Annotated in this window: 12 protein-coding genes; 3 read left to right on the top strand and 9 right to left on the bottom strand. The window is 64.3% G+C overall.

Annotated elements, in window-relative coordinates; genetic code table 11:
• Nucleotides 1-19: 19 nt before the first annotated feature.
• From G3N95_RS13825 to apbC, 8 genes are all read right to left on the bottom strand, one after another.
• A complete protein-coding gene (locus tag G3N95_RS13825) occupies nucleotides 20-694 on the bottom strand; it encodes a DUF799 domain-containing protein (RefSeq protein WP_205970590.1) in 675 nt (224 codons plus the stop codon).
• Between the two features lie 2 nt (nucleotides 695-696).
• Entirely contained in the window at nucleotides 697-1,062 is a 366-nt protein-coding gene (locus tag G3N95_RS13820) for a DUF4810 domain-containing protein (protein ID WP_205970565.1), read from the bottom strand.
• A gap of 26 nt (nucleotides 1,063-1,088) precedes the next feature.
• Nucleotides 1,089-1,766 (bottom strand): CsgG/HfaB family protein, encoded by a 678-nt coding sequence (locus G3N95_RS13815; RefSeq protein ID WP_205970564.1) that lies wholly within the window; start codon nucleotides 1,764-1,766, stop codon nucleotides 1,089-1,091.
• Between the two features lie 223 nt (nucleotides 1,767-1,989).
• Nucleotides 1,990-2,736, bottom strand: a complete 747-nt coding sequence (locus G3N95_RS13810; RefSeq protein ID WP_346778373.1) for a lysozyme inhibitor LprI family protein — start codon at nucleotides 2,734-2,736, stop codon at nucleotides 1,990-1,992.
• A complete protein-coding gene (locus G3N95_RS13805; RefSeq protein WP_205970562.1) occupies nucleotides 2,733-5,015 on the bottom strand; it encodes an arginine/lysine/ornithine decarboxylase in 2,283 nt (760 codons plus the stop codon). The genes G3N95_RS13810 and G3N95_RS13805 overlap by 4 nt, the downstream gene beginning before the upstream one ends.
• A gap of 84 nt (nucleotides 5,016-5,099) precedes the next feature.
• Nucleotides 5,100-5,669, bottom strand: coding sequence for a dCTP deaminase (gene dcd, locus G3N95_RS13800; protein ID WP_012401568.1), 570 nt, complete (start codon nucleotides 5,667-5,669; stop codon nucleotides 5,100-5,102).
• A gap of 311 nt (nucleotides 5,670-5,980) precedes the next feature.
• A complete protein-coding gene (locus G3N95_RS13795) occupies nucleotides 5,981-6,514 on the bottom strand; it encodes a superoxide dismutase family protein (protein ID WP_205970560.1) in 534 nt (177 codons plus the stop codon).
• Nucleotides 6,515-6,704: 190 nt separating this feature from the next.
• On the bottom strand, nucleotides 6,705-7,793 hold the full coding sequence (gene apbC / locus G3N95_RS13790) for an iron-sulfur cluster carrier protein ApbC (RefSeq protein ID WP_205970558.1): 1,089 nt from the start codon (nucleotides 7,791-7,793) through the stop codon (nucleotides 6,705-6,707).
• 268 nt (nucleotides 7,794-8,061) lie between these two features.
• Here apbC and G3N95_RS13785 point away from each other — a divergent pair, with 268 nt between their 5' ends.
• The 3 genes from G3N95_RS13785 (at nucleotide 8,062) to G3N95_RS13775 (ending at nucleotide 13,760) form a co-directional block, all read left to right on the top strand.
• Nucleotides 8,062-8,712, top strand: coding sequence for an OmpA family protein (locus tag G3N95_RS13785; protein WP_205970556.1), 651 nt, complete (start codon nucleotides 8,062-8,064; stop codon nucleotides 8,710-8,712).
• 614 nt (nucleotides 8,713-9,326) lie between these two features.
• The gene (metG, locus tag G3N95_RS13780; protein WP_205970555.1) at nucleotides 9,327-11,507 is read left to right on the top strand and encodes a methionine--tRNA ligase; all 2,181 of its coding nucleotides are present in this window, start codon (nucleotides 9,327-9,329) and stop codon (nucleotides 11,505-11,507) included.
• 318 nt (nucleotides 11,508-11,825) lie between these two features.
• Nucleotides 11,826-13,760 carry an adhesin gene (locus G3N95_RS13775; RefSeq protein ID WP_205970554.1) on the top strand — a complete coding sequence of 645 codons (1,935 nt, stop codon included), beginning with the start codon at nucleotides 11,826-11,828 and terminating at the stop codon, nucleotides 13,758-13,760.
• Between the two features lie 73 nt (nucleotides 13,761-13,833).
• Here the strand turns inward: G3N95_RS13775 and G3N95_RS13770 are convergent, their stop codons facing one another.
• A complete protein-coding gene (locus tag G3N95_RS13770) occupies nucleotides 13,834-18,189 on the bottom strand; it encodes a translocation/assembly module TamB domain-containing protein (protein ID WP_205970553.1) in 4,356 nt (1,451 codons plus the stop codon).
• Nucleotides 18,190-18,191 lie beyond the last annotated feature (2 nt).

The raw sequence follows: 18,191 nt of genomic DNA, 5'->3' as shown, positions 1-18,191 counted from the left end.
CGCACGCGTCGCGAAGGCATCAGTCCGTGCCGAACTTCGGCGAGCGCGGACCGTACATCAGGCCGTTCGGGCCGCCGCTCGACAGCAGCTTGCGGCTCGTCAGCCCGGCCACATCGTGCGACTCGTCGGTCAGCGTGTGCGCGACCTGCTTCACGGCGGCCTGCACGAGCGCGCCGATCAGCCCGCCGCCGACGTTGACGTTGCCGCCCAGCTCCTTGCCCGTCGCACTCGACGAACCTTGCCACAGCGTATCGCCCGAACGCAGGTCGACGAGCTTCGCGCTCGCCGACACCACCGTCGTGCTGTCGACGATCATGTACTTCGAACCGTACTGCGTGATCCGCGTATACACGGCGGCGTCCGCGCCGAAAATGCTGCGCAGCTTGTCGGGCGCGACGTTCTGGATGTCCGTCGGCGTGGTCAGGCCGTTGTGACGGAAGGTCTCTTCCATCTCGACGACGGGCACCACGTAATAGCCGCCTTCGGCGAGCGGCATCGTCATTTGCGACAGCATGCCGTAGGTCGCGTTCACATCCGCCGTCTCGTTGACGGGCGGCAGCACGAGAATCGTCTTCGGCTTGCTGTTGCGAAAGGCGGTGTAGTCGGCCTGACGCGGCGCATGCGCAACGCACGCCGTCAACGACACCAGCACGGCCAGCGCGGCGATCAGTTTCAATGAGAGGAAGCGGGAGATAGTCATTGGAATTTGCTCAGCAGAAAGTCCATGTAAGTCGACGATTCAGGAAACGACTGCTTCTCGGCGAGCAGTTCCTGTTTGGCTTCCTGATCCTTGCCGACGCTCGCGTACAGCATCCCGAGATGCGCATGGAATCCCGGCGGCGCCGAGGCGTTCTTCGCGAGCATCTGCTGGCGCGCCTTTTCGAGCGCGTCGATCTGCTCGAGCGGACTCTTTTGCCCCTTGAAGTATTCGTAGACCTGCGGCTGATAGCCGTCCCATTGATACAGCGAAGCCGTCTTCGTGTTCGCGCACCCCGACAGCAGCGCGCACGCTGCCGCGACGGGCAGCGCGAGGCCCGTCAGCCTGTTCTTGATGTTCGACATGGTCTTGTGGTTTCGAAGTGTTGTTGTTAGTTCGCGGCCTGCAACGCGCCTGCGTCGACCTGCTCGACGAGATGGTTGACGGCTTCCTTGATGGCGAGGTCGAGCACCTTGCCGTTGAGCGTGGAGTCGTACGAAGCCGTGCCGCCGAAGCCGATGATCTCGCGGTTCGACAGGCTGTATTCGCCCGCGCCCTGGCTCGACGCGATCACTTCCGAGGTCGTCGTATCGACGATATTCAGGCTGACCTTCGCGTACGCGACCTGACTCTTGCCGCGGCCCAGAATGCCGAACAGTTGCTGATCGCCGACTTCCTTGCGGCCGAACTCGGTCACGTCACCCGTGATCACGTAGTTCGCGCCCTTGAGCTTTTGCGTCTTGTTGGCGATTGCGGCTTCCTGCTTGATCTCGCCGAGGTTGTCGCGTTCGAGCACGGAGAAACGGCGGCTCTGCTGCAACGTGGTGACGAGAATGGTCTTGGCCTGGCTGCCGACGCGGTCGATGCCGTCGGAGAAGATGCCGCGCATATAGCTCGAACGGTTGTCGAACTTGCCGACGGCGACAGGGACGAGCTTGCCGGCATACGGTACATGTGCGCTGCTGACTTCAGGCGTCGGCAATGCGTGCGACGTCTCCGTCGCGCATCCGCTCAGTCCCGCTGCAACGAGCGCAGCGACGAGCAGTACGGAAGGTGTTTTTACTCTCAAGATTATTTTCCCGTTCAAAGATTGGCCCATGTCCCGGAGGCCTTTTGAATCGGGTGTACTGCAGCCCGCGCTTCCATCCGGCATTCCGGGTAACGGAATGTAAGATATCGGCAGGTATTGGCGCGACTTTAAGAAATCCTCATGCAACGCGGCAGTTTATGCCGCGCGCATGAAAGTGGCCGTGCGGCCGTGTTGCTACTTTCGGGATGAGGAGATGCGCGGCTCAGTCGTTGCCGGCTGTATCGCCCATACGCTTGAGTTGCGCGACGCGCGCACCGACGATATCGACCTGCGAGCGCGCGTCCATCAGCGGAACGGTCGCGTCGCGGTAGGCAGTCCACGAGCGTTCAGCGCGCGAGAGCACGGGGCGCGAGTGCGCCGGCAGCTTCGCGTGCAGGCGGCGGTAATAGCGGTTCAGGTCGAACGCCGCGTGCTCGCACTGCGCGTCGAACGAACAGGCGCGCGGGCGCGTCTTCGGGTCGGGTTTGCCCGCCTGCGCCGCCACGGCACGCAGCGCGAGCGCGCGGTCGCGCACGGGCTGCAGCTGCATGTCGGCGCCCGACAGTTGATACGACGTGCCGTGCGTCGTCGCGAGTACGGCGGCAAGCAGCTTGCCGTCGGCTTCGCGCCAGGCCTTCCAGCGCTTCTGGCTCTCGTCCCACTTCTTGCGCGATGCGTCGGGCAGCTGCGACTGCATCTGCTGGAACGATTGATCCATCGACGCCTGCCACGCAAGCCGCGCCGTATCCATGCACTGCACCTGGCCGACCGTCGACGACATGTCCGCGCGCGCGAGACACGTGCGCATCGACGCGTCGATGGGATCGGCGGCGGCGACTTCGGCGTGCGCCGCGACGGGCGCGCCCAGCAGCGCTGCCGTCATCGCGACTGACGAAGCGACCGCGCACAGCATCGCCGCACCCTCACGGGCGCGGTGCGCGAGCCGCAAGCGCAATGCCGTCAGCATCACGAATCGCGCACGCAATCGACGAAATACTCGATGCGTCCGTTGATCGTTTCGCCGACCAGCCCGTGGATATCCGTGTGGAAGCCCGGGAAGCGCTCGTTGAACTCGCGCGCGAAACGCAGATAGCTGACGATGGTCTTGTTGAAGCGCTCGCCCGGAATCAGCAGCGGAATGCCCGGCGGATACGGCGTCAACAGGATCGACGTGACGCGGCCTTCCAGTTCGTCGATGGGTACGCGGTCGATCTCGCGGTGCGCGAGCTTTGCGAATGCGTCGGACGGCTTCATCGCCGGTTCCATGCTCGACAGGTACATCTCCGTCGTCAGACGCGCGATGTCGTTCGCACGATAGACGCTGTGGATCTGCTCGCACAGATCGCGCAAGCCGATGCGCTCGTACGCCGGATGCTGCGCAACGAACTCGGGCAGCACGCGCCACAGCGGCTGATTGTTGTCGTAGTCGTCCTTGAACTGCTGGAGTTCCGTGACCATCGAGTTCCAGCGGCCCTTCGTGATGCCGATCGTGAACATGATGAAGAACGAGTACAGACCCGTCTTCTCGACGATGATGCCGTGCTCGGCCAGATACTTCGTGACGATCGCGGCGGGAATGCCCGTCTCGCCGAATTCGCCGTCGACATCGAGGCCCGGCGTGATGATCGTCGCCTTGATCGGGTCGAGCATGTTGAAGCCGTCGGCCAACGGGCCGAAGCCGTGCCAGCGGTCGTTCGGACGCAGCATCCAGTCGTCGCGCGAGCCGATGCCCTCTTCCGCCAGCTCTTCCGGGCCCCAGACCTTGAAGAACCAGTCGTCGCCGTATTCGGCGTCGACCTTGCGCATCGCGCGGCGGAAATCGAGTGCCTCGGCGATCGATTCTTCGACCAGCGCCGTGCCGCCCGGCGGCTCCATCATCGCGGCGGCCACGTCGCACGACGCGATGATCGCGTACTGCGGGCTCGTCGACGTGTGCATCAGATACGCCTCGTTGAAGCGATGGCGGTCGAACGTGCTGTTCTCGCTGTCCTGCACGACGATCTGCGAAGCCTGCGAAATGCCCGCGAGCAGCTTGTGCGTGGAGTGCGTCGCGAACACCAGCGCGCCCGTGCGCGGACGGCCCGCGCCGATCGCGTGCATGTCCTGATAGAACTCGTGGAATTCGGCGTGCGGCAGCCACGCTTCGTCGAAATGCAGCGTGTCGAGCAGATCGCCGAGCAGATCCTTGATCATCTCGACGTTGTAGATCACGCCGTCATACGTGCTTTGCGTGATCGTCAGAATGCGCGGCTTGAGGTTCGGGTTCTTCGCGAGCGCTTCGCGCGCGAACGGATTCGCCTCGATCTTCTTGCGGATGTTTTCCGGCTTGAACTCGTCGCGCGGGATCGGTCCGATGATGCCGAAGTGATTGCGCGTCGGCGTGAGGAACACGGGGATCGCATGCGTCATCGTGATCGCGTGCAGGATCGACTTGTGGCAGTTGCGGTCCACCAGCACGATGTCGCCCGGCGCGACCGTTGCGTGCCAGACGATCTTGTTGGACGTGGACGTGCCGTTCGTCACGAAGAACAGATGGTCCGCGCTGAAGATGCGCGCGGCGTTGCGCTCGGATGCCGCGACCGGACCCGTATGGTCGAGCAACTGGCCGAGTTCGTCGACGGCATTGCAGACGTCCGCGCGCAGCATGTTCTCGCCGAAGAACTGGTGGAACATCTGGCCGAGCGGATTCTTCAGGAACGCGACGCCGCCCGAGTGACCGGGGCAGTGCCACGAGTACGAGCCTTCGTCCGCGTACTGCACCAGTTCCTTGAAGAACGGCGGCGCGAGCGAATCCAGATACACCTTCGCCTCGCGGATGATGTGCCGCGCGACGAATTCCGGCGTGTCCTCGAACATGTGGATGAAGCCGTGCAGTTCGCGCAGGATGTCGTTCGGCAGGTGACGCGAGGTGCGCGTTTCGCCGTACAGGAAGATCGGGATGTCCGCGTTGCGCTTGCGCACTGCTTCGACGAACGCACGCAGGTCGACGATCGCGGGCGCGATGTCGGGTGCCTCGCCGTCGTTGTTCTCGACGTAAGGCAGCAGTTCGTCGTCGTCGATCGACAGGATGAAGCACGACGCGCGGCTCGACTGCTGCGCGAACGACGTCAGATCGCCATAGCTCGTGAGACCCAGCACTTCCGCGCCTTCTTTTTCAATGGCCTCGGCAAGCGCACGGATGCCTGAACCCGAGATGTTCTCGGAGCGGAAATCTTCGTCGATGATGACGACGGGAAAACGAAACTTCATGGACGATTCTCCAAAAAGAACGACCGCTGCTCGATGATGCGCAGCGGTCACCCGGATAGCTGGTGATTCAATGCGCGTTTTGCGTTACGTCTTCGGTAACGTCACGCCGTGCTGGCCCTGGTACTTGCCGCCGCGATCCGCGTACGACACGTCGCAGATCTCGTCGCTTTCGAAGAACAGCACCTGCGCGACGCCTTCGTTCGCGTAGATTTTCGCAGGCAAAGGTGTCGTATTTGAGAATTCGAGCGTAACGTGCCCTTCCCATTCAGGCTCGAACGGCGTCACGTTGACGATGATGCCGCAGCGCGCATACGTCGACTTGCCCAGGCACACCGTCAGCACGCTGCGCGGAATGCGGAAATATTCGACCGTGCGCGCGAGCGCGAACGAATTCGGCGGAATGATGCAGACGTCGCCCTTGAAATCGACAAACGATTTCTCGTCAAAGTTCTTCGGATCGACGATGGTCGAGTTGATGTTCGTGAAGATCTTGAATTCGTCGGCACAGCGGATGTCGTAGCCGTAGCTCGAGGTGCCGTAGCTGACGATCTTGCGACCGTCTTCCGTCGCGCGCACCTGATTCGGCGCGAACGGCTCGATCATGTTGTGCTCTTCGGCCATGCGCCGGATCCACTTGTCGGATTTGATGCTCATAGGTGAACGCTGCTGACGGGAGGTGAAATCGGGCCGGCTGACGCTTGCGCGCTGCTTTCGCAACGCATGCCGCCGGACGAAAGGCGCTTATTTTACGCGAACACGGCGGCCGTGCCCGATGCGGCTCGAATCGCGTTCGCGCACGCACCGCATGAGCGGCGAACACGGTGCAGTATCGCTCGACGATGCAAAGCGAATGAGCGCGGAAACCGAAGCGGAAACACAGGGATAAACAGGCGTTTGCGCGGCACGCAAACGATTGGCAGACGGGATTCGCGACCGGAAAACCCTCAGCTCGTGAGGGAACGGTCTTACTGACGGATCAGCCCGCACGCGAGCGCAGAGCCGGCGCCATGTTGCGGATAGGCATAGGGATCGGAAGGTTCGCGATGCAACAGCACGGCGCGCTGCAACACGGAGCGCACGCCGTCGAGCGACACGTCCGGCGCGACGATGAAACCCGCTGCCACGCCCGCTGCATCAGCGTGAATATTGCCAAGATCGCCTTCGACGCGCGCGCCCGACTTCATGCGTTCGGCAGCCGGTGCGAACACGGCGCCCGCGCCCGAACCATCGGCGGAATTGCAATCGCCGCGCTCGTGAACCTGCAGCGCGTGATCGCTGTTCGGCGGCAGGCCCGTGAGGTTGTAGGTGACCTGAACACCGTCCGCACGTTCGATGAACGTGACCATGCCGCGCGCCTGGTTGCCCAGCGTCGGCACCATTTGCGCGTCTGCGCGCTTCTCCTGTGGCTTCAGGAAACCCATGCACCCTGACAGCAAGGCGCTGGTCGCAGCCAGGACGACGATGGTCTTGATCGCCTCGCCGCCGATTCGTTTTCTCATGCGATCCTCTTGTCGAGCGCCGGCCGTCCCCGCGACCGCGTTGCCGGACCTGATGAAGCCGACATGATACCGCGAGCAGGGCTCCATTCAGGCCCCTTTCTACCCGCCCCCTGAGGAGTTGTTCGGTTATCGCGTGCGGCTCGCTGCACAGACGCTTCCGGGCCTGCGCAGCGGTGCCGCATGTTGCGTGTTACGTGTTCTGCACGACGATGGTCGGGAACTTCGAACTCATGTCGCGCGAGCGTTCGGCGATATGAATCGCGACCTTGCGCGCAATCGACCGATAGATCTCCGCGACGCGGCCGTCCGGATCCGCGACGACCGTCGGCTGGCCCGAGTCGGCCTGCTCGCGGATCGAGATATCGAGCGGCAGACTGCCCAGCACGTCGACGCCATATTCCTTCGACATGCGCTCCGCCCCACCCGTGCCGAAGATGTGCTCCTCGTGGCCGCAGTTCGAACAGATATGCAGGCCCATGTTCTCGACGATGCCGAGAATCGGAATGCCCACCTTCTCGAACATCTTCAAGCCCTTCTTCGCGTCGAGCAGCGCGATGTCCTGCGGCGTCGTGACGATCACGGCGCCCGTCACGGGCACGCGCTGCGACAGCGTGAGCTGGATGTCGCCCGTGCCCGGCGGCATGTCGACGATCAGGTAGTCGAGGTCCTTCCAGTTGGTCTGCCGCAGGAGCTGCTCGAGCGCCGAGGTCGCCATCGGGCCGCGCCACACCATCGGGTTGTCCTGTTCGATCAGAAAACCGATTGAATTCGCCTGCACGCCGTGGCCTGTCATCGGGTTCATCGACTGGCCGTCGGGCGACTCGGGGCGGCCTTCGATGCCCAGCATCATCGGCAGCGACGGACCGTAGATGTCCGCGTCGAGAATGCCCACCGACGCACCCTCGCTCGCGAGCGCAAGCGCCAGGTTCACGGCCGTCGTGCTCTTGCCGACGCCGCCCTTGCCCGACGCGACAGCGACGATATTCTTCACGTTCGGCAACAGTTTCACGCCGCGTTGCACCGTATGCGCGGCGATGTCCTGCGAGACCTGCACGCGCGTGCCGGCGACACCGGGCACCGCGCGCAGCGCATTCTCGACCAGCGCGCGAATCGCGTCGAACTGGCGTTTGGCCGGATAGCCGAGTACCACGTCGACGCTGACCGTGGCACCATCGACGTTCACGTTCCTGAAGTTCTTCGCTGCTGCGAAGGGCCGCTGGGTGTTGGGGTCGGTGATGGCCGCGAGGGCCGCGTCGACCAAAGCCCGATCGATGCTCATTGAGTCTCCGTGGGAACGCTGGGCGCGGTGCGCGATCGAAGTCTCCGCCACGCGCCTGAAATATTGAAAGAAATTGTTAGCCGGCATTGCCTAAAACCTGTCTCATTGGCACGCTTGCCGCGCAAGTTTTGCAATAGGGCCGAATCGCCGCCTGCCTAGTCGTCATTGTAGTGGCTGACGCCCGGGCCTGCCGGAAGACCCTTTCCGGCTGTCGGCGCGCTTCGCGAGCCCATGCATCGACCGTTTATTCAAGAGAGGACCCATTACGATGAATGCAAAAATCATGACCCGCCTGTCGGTACTGGCTGTCGTCGGCGCGCTGCTCGGCGGCTGCGCGACTGAACAAGGCACGAACACGGCCGTCGGCACGGGCGTCGGCGCCGGCACGGGCGCTGCGCTGGGCGCGATCTTCGGCGGCGGCAAGGGCGCTGCGATCGGCGCAGGCGTCGGCGCGGCAGTCGGCGGCGTGACCGGCTACAACTGGCAGAACATCAAGAACAAGCTGGGCGGCGCGACGAAGGGTACGGGCACGCAGATCACCGAGCAGCCGGACGGCTCGCTCAAGCTGAACATCCCGAGTTCGGTCACGTTCGACACCAACAGCTACGCAATCAAGCCGTCGTTCGCGCCGGTTCTGTCGCAAGTTGCGCAAACGCTGAACCAGAACCCGGAAGTGGTGGCGCAAGTCGTGGGCCACACGGATAGCACGGGTCAGCCCGCTTACAACCAGACGCTGTCGGTCAACCGCGCGCAGAGCGTGGCGCAGCAGCTCGCGACGGACGGCGTCGCGGCTCAGCGCCTGTCCGCTACGGGCATGGGCGCGAACCAGCCGATCGCCGACAACAACACGGAAGCAGGCCGTGCGCAGAACCGTCGCGTGGAGATCTACCTGCGCGCAACGGCACAGCACGCGCAGTAACCGCAGTAACGTTTGGGAGATGGACGGGTCTTCGCGGCAAGCCTGCGAAGACCGTTCGACAGACATGATCGCGAGACGGCGGCTCAGCCGGAAGCCCCCGACTGCCTCGCGATCCACCGTGCGGCAAGTCTCACAAGCAATCGAAAAAATTTTCGAACTCTTGTGAAAATCCATGGTCTGTCTTTACGGTACGTGTGCGGCGATGCCGCCGCGTCACCATTCTCCTCTTGTCGTTGTTGCTCCGGGGCCCATAGCCCCGGTTTTTTTTGCCTGCTGTTTTTGCCTGCTGCGTGACCGCGTTTCGACCGCTTCAGCGTGCATTCCTCCAGCAACACATCCCTCTTCCTCTTTCACCGCGTGGCCAATATGAATGCGGCGTGACACGCACACGGGTGCTTGCACAACGCATACGCGCTGCCTTCGATGAATCACGCTGGTAAAATCAGCGGTTCGGGCCGGTTTCCCGCGACGAAAGTCAGCGCCGCCGCGTTCGACAACCCGAGCTGCATGAGCGGACATCCCCGCCCGTGCGGTCCTGGGCACAGCGCCGTCCACCGACGTCGAACGTCGTGACGGACAGCCGCCCGTACCTTGCGCCAGTCCACAGAACCCACATGTCAGCAACCGACGCCACCGCGGTTCAATCCGCGGACCTCACCGCCGCCGGCGCGCCGAAGGCCCGCCGCCAGATCCTCGTCACGTCTGCCCTGCCGTACGCGAACGGGCAAATCCATATCGGCCATCTGGTCGAATATATCCAGACGGACATCTGGGTCCGCGCGCTGCGAATGCACGGGCACGAGGTCTACTACGTCGGCGCCGACGACACGCACGGCACCCCGATCATGCTGAAGGCGGAGCAGGAAGGCATCACGCCCAAGCAGCTGATCGACCGCGTGTGGCAGGAACACAAGCGCGACTTCGACAACTTCGGCATTTCGTTCGACAACTACTACTCGACCGACTCCGAAGAGAACCGCGTGCTCTCCGAGTCGATCTACACGTCGTTGCAGGCAGCCGGCCTGATCGAGGCACGCGACATCGAGCAGGCGTACGACCCCGTCAGGGAGATGTTCCTGCCGGACCGCTTCATCAAGGGCGAATGTCCGAAGTGCCACGCGAAGGACCAGTACGGCGACAACTGCGAAGTGTGCGGCTCGACCTATCAGCCGACTGAACTGATCAACCCGTACTCCGTCGTGTCGGGCGCGACGCCTATCAAGAAGACGTCGACGCACTACTTCTTCAAGCTGTCCGACCCGCGCTGCGAGAATTTCCTGCGCGGCTGGGTGGGCGGTCTCGCGCAGCAGGAAGCGACCAACAAGATGCGCGAATGGCTCGGCGACGCAGGCGAAGCGAAGCTTGCCGACTGGGACATCTCGCGCGACGCGCCCTATTTCGGCTTCGAGATTCCGGGCGCGCCGGGCAAGTACTTCTACGTGTGGCTGGATGCGCCCGTCGGCTATTACGCGAGCTTCCGCAACCTCGCCGAAAAGCGCGGCCTCGATTTCGACGCGTGGACGAAGCAAGGCGCAACGACCGAGCAGTACCACTTCATCGGCAAGGACATCCTGTACTTCCACACGCTGTTCTGGCCGGCGATGCTCGAATTCTCGGGTCATCGCACGCCGACCAACGTGTTCGCGCACGGCTTCCTGACCGTCGACGGCGCGAAGATGTCCAAGTCGCGCGGCACATTCATCACGGCCAACAGCGTGATCGAAACGGGCATGAACCCCGAATGGCTGCGCTACTACTTCGCGGCCAAGCTGAACAGCACGATGGAAGACATCGACCTGAACCTCGAGGACTTCCAGGCGCGTGTGAACAGCGACCTCGTCGGCAAGTACGTGAACATCGCGAGCCGCGCGGCGGGTTTCCTGATCAAGCGCTTCGACGGCCGCGTGCAGGACAGCGCGATGCAGCATCCGCTGCTCGCCTCGCTGCGCAATGCGATTCCGCAGATCGCCGCGCACTACGAGGCACGCGACTACGGCCGCGCACTACGCCTGACGATGGAACTCGCGGATTCCGTCAATGCATACGTCGACACGGCCAAGCCGTGGGATCAGGCGAAAGATCCCGCCAACGCAGTCGCGCTGCACGAAACGTGCAGCGTGTCGCTGGAGGCGTTCCGTCTGCTGTCGCTGGCGCTCAAGCCGGTGCTGCCGAAGGTCGCGGAAGCGGCCGAGGCGTTCCTCGGCATCGAGCCGCTCAAGTGGACGGACGCCGATGCGCCGCTCAGCTCGACGCACGCGATCAACGCGTACAAGCATCTGATGACGCGCGTCGATCCGAAGCAGATCGAAGCATTGCTCGCCGCAAACCGCGGTTCGCTGCAACCGGCCGCATCCGCCGAAGCACAATCGGCCGACGCCAAGGCCAAAGCCAAGGCGCACGCGAAAGCGACGGCCGCCACCCACGGCGATGCAGCGGCAAAGCCCGACGACAGCGGCATCATCTCGATCGACGACTTCGCGAAGATCGATCTGCGCATTGCGAAGATCGTCGATTGCAAAGCGGTCGAGGGCTCGGACAAGCTGCTGCAACTGACGCTCGACGTCGGCGAAGAAAAGACGCGCAACGTGTTCTCCGGCATCAAGTCGGCGTATCAGCCGGAGCAACTGGTCGGCAAGCTGACCGTCATGGTCGCGAACCTCGCGCCGCGCAAGATGAAGTTCGGCTTGTCGGAAGGCATGGTGCTCGCGGCATCGGCGGCTGACGAGAAGGCCGAACCGGGCATCTACGTGCTCGAACCGGACAGCGGCGCGAAGCCGGGCATGCGCGTCAAGTAACGCTCGCATCGATCTACCGGCGCACTCGTCGCCAACCAGAAAGCACGTCTTCGGACGTGCTTTTTTTTCGTCTCGAACCGCGCTCCGGCGAGTCGCTCCTCTCTCAAAATAAGACTGCTCCTAGATTCATTCGGCACGAATTCTTTGAAAATTGAGACCTGTTTGTGACACGCGCGTCAGCGAGCCCCTTCGCTGACGACACGGACATCACGGCGGATGTATCGACGGCGCTCCCACACGCCGCCAGGTCTCGCCCGCTTCCCCATGTTGACACGACGCGCCCGACCAGACCCGGGCCGCCTTCACTCGATTACCGACATGAGCACTGAATTTTCCCTGGAGCAGTTCGAAACCCTCGTCGCCGCGCGCGACTACGAAGCAGCGCATGAAGCGCTGGTCGTGCTGATCAATACGTTCATCTCGAACCGCAGCCGGCTGCCGGGCGTCGACCTGGCCTTCGCCGATCCCACTCGCCCGATAAGCGAAGAAGGCACCTCGACGCTGCAGCGCATCGCCGACGCAATCACCGCCCTCCTCGCCGATCCGCACTTCCGACTGAATGACCTGCAGTTCAATCAGCTTTTCTCGAGCCGCCACTGGCTCAACATGCTATTCGTCGCATCGTCGTACGGCAGCATGGATCACATCCTGCACGCGTTGCTCGCGCACTCGCCCCAACCAGACGATCCCGAAGCCGCAAAGGCGTTGATCAGAAAACAGATCGTGCTGTACACGGTCGAATCCGAATACGACATCGACCTCGCCGATCTCGCGAAAAGCGAGCCGGTACTGGCAACGAGCCTCGGCATGTCGGTCGTCAGTTCCGCCGTGGTGATCTCACCGGCTGCGCATGAGAAGCGTGAACGTCTGATCGAGTGGCTGCCGCATGCGCTCGAATCCATCCAGGATCTCGACGACTTGCCGGGCCCGGCCGTCTGCGGCGCCTACATGCATTGCAGCTACTCGGACCTGCCGAACCGGCACGCGATGAAGCGCGGCATCAGCCAGCTCGTACGCAGAAAGCTGGGCGAACTCGGCCTGCTCGCGCACGAAGCCGAAGCCGGACGCGCCGTCCTGCCTGACAACGCCGGAAAGCGTGAAAACGGCGCTGCCCGCAAGCCGCTGATGATCGTCGTGCTCGAATGGTTCAACGGCGGCCATTCGATCTACCGCACGCATTCGCGCACGATGCTCGCGGCACGCGAGCGCTTCGAAGTCGTCGCGTTCGGTGAAGCGCAACATGTGGACGCCGCGGGACGCGAGGTGTTCGACCGCTTTATTCCGTTCGAGCATCCTGAGTATGTCGGCGAGATCGTTCGCCAGATCCAGAACTTCGCGCGGGAGAACCCGCCCGCCGTGCTCTACATGCCGAGCGTCGGCATGTTCCCGCACACCATCTTCATGACGAACGTGCGCGTTGCGCCGCTACAGATCGCCGCGCTCGGCCATCCCGCGACGATGCACGCCGAGTGCATCGACTATGTGAGCGTCGAGGAAGATTTCGTCGGCGACCCGGCGTGCTTCAGCGAGAAGCTGATGCGTCTGCCGAAGGACGGCCAGCCGTATGTGCCGTCCAAGCTGCTGACCGACATCACCCCGAGCGTTCCCGAGCGCGGCGCATATCTGAACATCGCCGTGACCGCGAGCGCGATGAAGCTCAATCCGCGCTTCCTCGACGCGTGCCGGCAGATCATCGAAACGGCCGGGGTTCGCGTGTGCTTCCACTTCATGACGTCGTGGTCCGAAGGCCTCGACATCGCCTATGTGCGCAAGCTGGTGGAGTCCGCGCTACCGCGCAGCAACGTGCTGGTGTACGGCGGATTGAGCTACAGCACGTATCTGAAGGTCATCAACGTCATGGACATGTTCGTGAGCCCATTCCCGTTCGGCAATACGAACGGAATCGTCGACGCATTCACGCTCGGCTTGCCCGGTGTGAATCTGTGCGGCCCCGAGGTGTTCGAGCACATCGACAGCGGTCTGTTCGAACGCGCCGGCATGCCCGCGTGGCTGACGGCGCATTCGATCGACGAGTACGTGCGCGCAGCCGTGCGCCTCGCCACCCAACACGATGAGCGTGAAGCCTTGCGCCGTCAGATGATCGAGAAGAAGGCCGTCGAGCGGATTTTCGAAGGCCGGCCTGAAGCGTTCGGCCGGCATGTGCTCGCGCTGGTCAACGCGCAGGCGCAAGACCACGCGAAGCCGCGGTCCGATACGAGGAAGAGCAGCAAATCGCGGGCGAAATCGAAGTAACGCGTTTCTGCAGTCAGCAGACGAACCGGCGAGGCGCGAGACGCCCGCCGGTTTTTTTACGTCGTTTTGAAAGTCACCACCGCAACCGGTCGAAGCGCCGCGTGTATTGCAGATCCATCCCCTGGAAGGTGCCGCCGTACACGGCCACCGACCAGTAGCGCGTCAGGTTCACCGTCGCCTTGATCGCGTTGCTGGCCGACTGCAATCCCTGTTCGTAGCCGATCACGAGCCACTCGCTGATCGCCTTCGACACCATCACGACCTGTGGGTCGGTCAGACCCACTTCGCTGCGCCCGATCGAGAATTCGTCGAGTCCGAACTCTTGCGCGATGCGCTTGCCGCTGGCGCTGCCAAGCAGCGCCAGCGCCGTCGTCATCGTGCTTTGCTGACCGACGTTGTTGCCCTGGTCGGTGCCGTGGCCGAACAGCAGCCAGGACAACTTTTCGTTGTCCGGCACGCTCGGTTCCGACACCAGCTTCGCGACGGGCGACTGGATCGTGCCCGTCACCTGCACGCCCGCTTCGACCTGCTGGTTGCGCCGCATCGCGAGAATATTGATGCCGGGATTCGCGACCGGCCCGTTGAAGGTGAAGAAGCCATTTTCGATGCCGAGCTTGCGGCCAAAAGCCGTATAGGTCGAGCCTTCCGTCACGCGCACGTTGCCCACGGCGCGCAGCGGCATGTTGGGCGCGCTCAGCGCGGTGATCGTGCCGCGCAGGCCGACATCCGCGCCCTGTCCGCGGAAACGGAATTTCTGTCCAAGATCGATATCGATATTGGCGCGCGGCGCGAACCGGCCGACCGGCTTGTTCGAGTTGCCGACTTCCTGCGGCTTGCCGCCCGCCACCGATCCATCCGGACGCACGACCACGACATCGTCGCCCAGACGCGGCTCGGACTTGTCGGGCATGTCGAAGAGCGCGTGATCGATGACGAACTTGCCGTTGATCGCGAGGCCACCCTGCGTGCCCGCGTTCGCGATGCTCGCGCTGCCCGACATCGTCAGTTGCCGGTCCGGCGACGCGAACAGTTCGAGCTTGTCGGCGACGATGCTCGCCGTCAGATCGGGCTCGGCGTTGTCGAGGCGCACGCGGCCCGTCGCGCGCAGCGTGCCCGTCGCGCCGTGAAACTCGACCTGCTGGAAATCGACGAGATTCTCGGACAACGCAATCCGCACGATGCCGTCCTTCAGCTGCACGCCGAGATCGACGAGCGTCGCGGAAATATCGTCGCCGACCAGCGATCCCGACAGGTTCGGCTTCGCGACCGTACCGCCGAGCGCGAGCTTCAGCGCCAGATGGCCGTCGAGCAGGTAGCTCGGCCCGAACAGGCCGCCCGTCGTCTTCAGCGACGGCACGTTCGCGTTGATCGTGCCCGTCAGCGGACCTTCGTCGTTGACGGTCAGCACGCCGTCGCGCGGCACGAGCGTCGTGTGCGCCGACACATCGATCACACCGATCCGGCTCGCCTGCGCATGCGCGGTCACGTTCAGCTGATTGCCGCCGCTGAAGTCCGTGCGTGCGGCGACGTCGGTGATGCCGAGCGGCGCAAAGCCGCGCCCCACTTCGATCGTGATGTCGCCGCCGCGCCGCTTCAGCTCGATATGGCCCGTCGCCGTCTCGCCGAGCGCGAAATCCCAGTTGCCGTCGAAGATGAGGTCGGTCTTGAGCGTCGACGGCACGCCCGTGAATTCCTGACGCAATTCGAGCATGCGCGCCACCGACACCCCAGTCAGCGTGCCCGCCGAGCGGATGCGCCCGCGATCGAGCGCGAACGACTTCAGGTCGAGCACCGCGCCTTCGAGCGCGAGCCTCGTCGGGCCGAGCGTCAAGCGGCCGCCGCCCGCGCTGACGGTGAGCGGCGCCTCCATGTTCAGCGCGGGCGTGCCCTTGTTCGACAGGCGCGTCACCGTGCCGTCCCAGTGGGTGCCGTCGCGCGCGTCGGTGAGCTTGCCGTTCGCGGCGACGGCCAGATCGAGCGGGCGGCCCTGCAGCGTGCCCGTCGCGGCGGCATCGAGTGTGTGCTTCGCGCGCGTGCCGTTCAGGCGCGCAGTGAGCGTGTTCAGCTCGACGCCCGCCGTGCTGACGTTGCGCGCGTCCGTCGTGAAGACCATCGCGCCGTTGGCGCCGTCGCGCAGTTCGGCGTGACCTTCGGCGTGACCGATCGTGTTCGCGCCGAAGACGACATTCTCCGCCTTGTAGTCGAGCGCGACGTTCGGATGCTCGAAGGTGCCCGTCACATCGCCCTGCGCCGCCACCAGACCGGCAAGGCCGAAGCCGAGCCGCTCCAGTTCCGGCGCGTCGACGTGAAAACGCAGGCGATCGCCGCGTGCGCCGAAGCTGCCCTGCAGATCGACCTGATTGCCCGCCACCGACAGGTTCGCGCGGCTCGGCAGGATGCGCGAGCCGGCCAGCTGGATGGTGCCGCTGCCCGTCATCGGCAGGCCGTCGTAGACGCTTTCGCCGAGACGGAATTCGGCTTTGGTCGTGAAGGTTGGTGCAAGCACGCCCGCCGCCGTCAGCGTGCCGTTCACGCGTGCTTCGATCTTGCGTGACGCAGGCGCTTTCGTTGACGTTTTCGCGGGGGGTTTCGGCGCTGGTTTCGGTTCGCTTGCGTTGGTAGCACGCTTGCCTTTTCCGCCTGCAGCACCCGCGTGGGCAGGCGCCGCCGAGCGCGAAGGCGTTTGCGTCGTCAGCAACAAGGGATCGAAATCCGTCAGCGTCGCCTTGAGGTTGTACGTCGAACTGGCATCGCGCTTGATCGCACCGTTGAGGTCGATGCGTCCCTTACCGGCGCTCACGCGCACGTCGTTGAAGCTCGTGCGCGCGCGATCGAGCGTGATCTTGCCCTGCGCACGCAGCGCCGCCTTCGGATCGTTCAGATCGAGCGTCACGCTTTGTACGTCGTCGTTCAGGCGAATCGACACGGGACCGCCGAACTGGGTCGGCCGCACGCTCGACTGCAGCGCGTTCAGATCCAGCTTCGCGACCTGCAGGTCGAACTGGCCGCGCTTGCCCATCAGCGCGCCGCCGCCCGTGATCGTCGCGTCCTTGACGAGACGCACGTTGAGATTCGAAATGCGCTGCGCCTTTGCATCGAGCTGAACGTCGGCGCGCGCGTCGATCAGCGGCAGCAGATGTTCGTCGATCGAGCCCGGCTTCGCGTTCACGATGGACACCTCACCTTGCACCGCAAAGCCCGGCGGGCGGTGGTCGGCACCCGCGTCGGCTGTCGGCGTAGCGAGGGGCGCGCTGGCCAGACTGGCCGCGCTCGCGAGGACCGGGCCGCTGGCCGCGCGGCCCGCTTTCGTCGCGCCGGCAGAACTGGCCGAACGCGCGGATTTCGCCTGGCTCCCGGCGCTGGCCCCTGACGCTGCACTGGCGGCAATCACGGCGCTGGCGATGCTCGCCGCGTCGGGCGCACCCGTCATGCCCTGCCCTGACGCATCGCGCTGCACCGGGTGCAGTTCCGCGCGCACGGCGAGATCCGCCAGCGGTGCGCCCGGCGCGAAGGCCTGCGGGTTGACGTGATCGAAGGTCAGCGTTGCCCGCTGCAGCGGCACGTCCGCAAACGGCGTCGCCTCGACGCGCGCGTGGCCCGTCAGCTTCATCCCCGTCGCGTCGAGTTCGGCGATCAGCGTTTCGAGCGAGCCCGACAGGTGCGCACTCACCTGCACGGCTTCGTTGTTGACCTTGCCGGAGTAGCCTGCGTCGCCCGTCAGCGGAAACGGCCGCATGCCGTCGAGCTTCGCCGCGGCCGTCACCGCGCCGAACGGCGTATCGAGGCGATCGACGGAAGCCTCGTGATGACGGCCGTCGCTGCGTCCGTGGAACAGCAGGCGGGAATATTCATTCGTCGACGCGCCTTCGTGCAACACCAGCTTCTCGACGCTCAGATCGCGCACAGCCAGTTGCAGCGGCAGCCGCAAATCCTTCGGCAGGCTCATCGGCTCGGACTTCGACGTGGACGGCGCGATGCGCGCGTCGACCGTGCCCACGTGCAGGTAATCGACGACGAAGCGCCACGGCTTGTCGTCGAGCGCCCATCGCGCGTCGATCCGGTCGACACGGATGTCCGTGCCGCTGCCGTCGAGGCTGCGCCAGCGCACATCGCGCATGTGCAGCCCCGTTGCAATCGAGCCGCCGTCGAGCTTGCCTTCGAGCTGGCCGTGCAGCAGCTTCACGGCCGTCTGCCACGCGTACGCGGTGCCGCGCTCGGTCACCACGACGCCGTACAGCAAGCCGCCGATGAGCGCGACGATCATCAGCGGCGCGAAGATCGCCCACGCGATCACCTTCCACAGCCGGCGCCGCGGCTTGCGGGCGGGCGGCGGCGTGTCCGGACCGTCCGGACCGCGCGGCGGCGCGCCGTCCGGCGGCGTACCGTCAGGCGTGTTCCCGGATGAATTCGCGGATGGATCCGTCGTCATGC

The sequence above is a fragment of the Paraburkholderia sp. Tr-20389 genome, from assembly GCF_017104565.1.
Classification (GTDB): Bacteria; Pseudomonadota; Gammaproteobacteria; order Burkholderiales; family Burkholderiaceae; genus Paraburkholderia.
Note: the sequence above shows the minus strand (reverse complement) of the source record. Positions and strands in the feature narration are given on the sequence as shown.

What these genes read in the sequence shown, in the direction of transcription:
- metG (WP_205970555.1), top strand. Translation starts at nt 9,327, where the DNA reads ATGTCAGCAACCGACGCCACCGCGGTTCAATCCGCGGACCTCACCGCC.
- G3N95_RS13785 (WP_205970556.1), top strand. Translation starts at nt 8,062, where the DNA reads ATGAATGCAAAAATCATGACCCGCCTGTCGGTACTGGCTGTCGTCGGC.
- G3N95_RS13775 (WP_205970554.1), top strand. Translation starts at nt 11,826, where the DNA reads ATGAGCACTGAATTTTCCCTGGAGCAGTTCGAAACCCTCGTCGCCGCG.
- apbC (WP_205970558.1), bottom strand. Translation starts at nt 7,793, where the DNA reads ATGAGCATCGATCGGGCTTTGGTCGACGCGGCCCTCGCGGCCATCACC.
- G3N95_RS13795 (WP_205970560.1), bottom strand. Translation starts at nt 6,514, where the DNA reads ATGAGAAAACGAATCGGCGGCGAGGCGATCAAGACCATCGTCGTCCTG.
- G3N95_RS13770 (WP_205970553.1), bottom strand. Translation starts at nt 18,189, where the DNA reads ATGACGACGGATCCATCCGCGAATTCATCCGGGAACACGCCTGACGGT.
- dcd (WP_012401568.1), bottom strand. Translation starts at nt 5,669, where the DNA reads ATGAGCATCAAATCCGACAAGTGGATCCGGCGCATGGCCGAAGAGCAC.
- G3N95_RS13820 (WP_205970565.1), bottom strand. Translation starts at nt 1,062, where the DNA reads ATGTCGAACATCAAGAACAGGCTGACGGGCCTCGCGCTGCCCGTCGCG.
- G3N95_RS13805 (WP_205970562.1), bottom strand. Translation starts at nt 5,015, where the DNA reads ATGAAGTTTCGTTTTCCCGTCGTCATCATCGACGAAGATTTCCGCTCC.